This window comes from Delftia tsuruhatensis NBRC 16741 (genome assembly GCF_001571325.1).
GTDB lineage: Bacteria > Pseudomonadota > Gammaproteobacteria > Burkholderiales > Burkholderiaceae_C > Comamonas > Comamonas tsuruhatensis.
The window spans coordinates 1-1,320 of the sequence record NZ_BCTO01000115.1; the positions used below are offsets into that span (position 1 = coordinate 1).

General features: G+C 60.2%; 1 protein-coding gene. It reads left to right on the forward strand.

The window, feature by feature from the left end; genetic code table 11:
- Nucleotides 1–99 precede the first annotated feature (99 nt).
- Nucleotides 100–1,287, forward strand: coding sequence for an IS481 family transposase (locus DTS01S_RS29180; protein ID WP_061290135.1), 1,188 nt, complete (start codon nt 100–102; stop codon nt 1,285–1,287).
- The last annotated feature ends 33 nt before the right edge of the window (nt 1,288–1,320 follow it).

Genomic DNA, 1,320 nt, shown 5'->3' on the forward strand with positions numbered 1-1,320 from the left:
GGTACGACTCACACTCATAGGTGACACATCAGTACAAGGACATGGGTAACAGATCCAAGCTTGGCAGCTGGAGCCAACAGCAGCCAAGGAGCGATCACCATGCCCTGGAAGGAGTGCGCACCCATGGACGAGAAACTGCTCTTCATAGCCGACCATCTGCGCAGTGGCGTGCCGCTGAGCGAGCTGTGCAGGCGCTACGGCATCAGCCGCAAGACGGCCTACAAGTGGGTTGAGCGATACCGCCAACTGGGCATGGATGGATTGCAAGAACGCAGTCGCAGGCCCCACGGGAACAATCAGGCGATCAGCTATGCACAGCGCCGGGCCATCATTGAGCTGCGCACGCAGCAAAGGTCACAGATGGGGCCCAAGAAGCTGCACGCTTTGCTCCTGCAGCGCTGGGGCCCACAGGAGACACCCAGCAAAACCACCATCTACAACGTGCTGAAGGCTGAGGGGCTTGTTTGCAGCAGGCGTGTACGCAGACGCTCGGTGCCGACGGCCCAGCCCTTGCGAACGAGCAAGCAGCCCAATGGGGTGTGGAGTGCAGACTACAAAGGCCAGTTCAAGACAGCCGATGGTCACTGGTGCTATCCATTGACCATCATGGACCACGCCAGCCGTTATTTGCTGGCCGTGCATGTCTACGACAGCCCCAACTACGAGGATGCCAAACGCAGCTTCGAACAGGTGTTTCGGCAATACGGACTGCCCGAGCGCATACGCAGTGACAACGGTCCGCCGTTCGCGACTACTGGCGTGGCGGGCCTGTCACGCCTGGCGATATGGTGGATAAGGCTGGGCATCAGGCCGGAGCGCATCGAGAGGGGCAAGCCACAGCAAAACGGTCGCCACGAGCGGATGCACCGCACGCTCAAGCATGCCCTGGGCAAAGAGCCTGCGGCGGACAAAGCGGCATTGCAGATGCAGCTCGATGCCTTTGTGGAGCACTACAACCAGCAGCGCCCGCATGAGGCCTTGCAGCAAAGCATGCCGGCCCAGCACTACAGCGACTCGGTCAGGCCATACCCCTCAAGGCTACCGGAGCTGGAGTATCCGAAGCATTGGGAAAGGGTTCGGGTCAGCCACAACGGCTTGATTTACTGGCGAGCGCTGCGGGTCTACATAGGCTACCTGCTGGCGGGGCAGTGGATCGGGATGCAGGAGGTGGCCGCTGGCCAGTGGGATGTGTATCTGGGGCCGGTGCGACTGGGCTGCTTCAACGAAGAGGATGTGCGAGGACCCCAGAAGGACTATGTGAGCTTGAAGTGTTACCCATGTCTGTGAGCTGAGTTGTTACCCATGTCCTTGACACGTACA

Bases quoted from the DNA above. Each gene is read 5' to 3' on its own strand.
- DTS01S_RS29180 (WP_061290135.1), top strand. From the start codon at position 100: ATGCCCTGGAAGGAGTGCGCACCCATGGACGAGAAACTGCTCTTCATA.